The organism is Pseudomonas auratipiscis (assembly GCF_036324085.1).
GTDB classification, from domain to species: domain Bacteria; phylum Pseudomonadota; class Gammaproteobacteria; order Pseudomonadales; family Pseudomonadaceae; genus Aquipseudomonas; species Aquipseudomonas auratipiscis.
On the sequence record NZ_JAZDCU010000042.1, the window covers coordinates 1 to 1,428 of the forward strand.

At 59.5% G+C, this 1,428-nt stretch carries 1 protein-coding gene and 1 pseudogene; both read left to right on the plus strand.

The genetic code is table 11. The features are described 5' to 3' along the window. Nucleotides 1–897, plus strand: a pseudogene (locus V0R60_RS26740) (hypothetical protein); the annotation flags it as partial. Beyond that, nucleotides 858–1,334, plus strand: a complete 477-nt coding sequence (locus V0R60_RS26745; RefSeq protein ID WP_330143366.1) for a hypothetical protein — start codon at nt 858–860, stop codon at nt 1,332–1,334. The pseudogene V0R60_RS26740 and the gene V0R60_RS26745, both read left to right, overlap by 40 nt. Nucleotides 1,335–1,428: the final 94 nt, after the last annotated feature.

Here is a 1,428-nt window from a genome sequence, read left to right on the forward strand (position 1 = left end):
GAGCAGCAGGCCAGCCAATTGCTGGAAACCGCCCACGCCGTCTACACCCTGCTGGGCAATGGCGAGCAGGGCCAGCGGTGGCTGATCGAGCAGGCTGAACAACCCAGCACCCTGTTCGGCCTGGCCCTGTTCAACTTCAACCCTGAAATCGCCAGCCTGATCAAAACCGTGACGCACAACTTCAGCACCTACGGCACCCTGGATGATCAGGGTCGCGAAGGGGATGGCAGCTCCCCGGCGCTAACCCCCGGCTCCGCCGCCGACGCCACCAACCTCGGCAGCCGTCTCAGCGAACTGAAAGGCGTGCTCGACCTGGAAGCGGTGCGTGACAGCAAGCTCTACCAAGCCATGAGCACGGAAGCCAAACATGCCCTGAGCACCTTGATCAAGGTGGCGAACAGCCAAGCCAACGAAGCCTGGCACGGCCTGAGCAGCATGTTCCTGCCGGCGATGAAACAGCAGATCGGCTTGACCCTGGCAGTGACCCAAGTGTTGATCTCCTACGAAATCGCCAGCTCCATCCGCCTGCTGATCAACCCCAACTACCAGCGCGATTACCAGATCTGGATGCTCAAGGTTGCCGCCCTGAACAAAGACATCGAAGGCAACCGATTTACCTTGCGAACGGCCCGCAACGCACACGATCAACGCGCCGCCCGCTATGCCCTGCAGGCGCTGGATGGGCGAATGAAAACGCAGGTCCTGATGCGCCCCAACCAAATCATCGCCAGCGCCAGTGGCGCCAGTGGATGCAGGGTTACGTCAAGGAATCGGCAGACCGCCTGCGTCAGCTTGTCGATCAGTGGGGGAGCACCTTGGCTGGGTTGGGGGCTGTCTCGACCGAAAACATTGTTCCCGTGGCCAAGGGCGGTACCGGCGGCAATACCGCTGCGCTAGGTCGCGCCGGGCTGGGGCTGAAGTCTGCAGCGGTGGCGGATATTCTCGGCATCGTGAGTCAGTCAGGGGGTATCCCCACCGGCGCAATCATTGAGTTTGGTAGCAACGCTAACGGCGACTATTACAAGTTCGCGGGCGGTTTAATGATCTGCCTGGGGCGCATCAACATCTCAGGTACATCTTGGAGCCCATCCTCCACAGTGGGCCGTTATTACAGCCAGCCTGTCGGTGGGGCGTTTGCTGCAGCGTTTGCAGCTGTGCCAAGGCTTTTCCCATCGGCAAGAGACGGCGCCATTGGCGCCCGCAGTGCCTGGTGCTCGTTCATTTCTGCTAACGCTACCGGAGTAGTAGAGGTGTACATGTCCGCAATGTTTGGCGGCTCCAACCAGGTAGATATTCCTCTCGACTTCGTTGCAGTAGGCAGGTGGCATTCATGATTATCAAACTTTCCCCTTCTCGTTTGGATGCTGGTCTCACGGTGTCCAAGGAGAACGAGGCACTCACTATCAACGGAGTGACCTTTGACTTCTC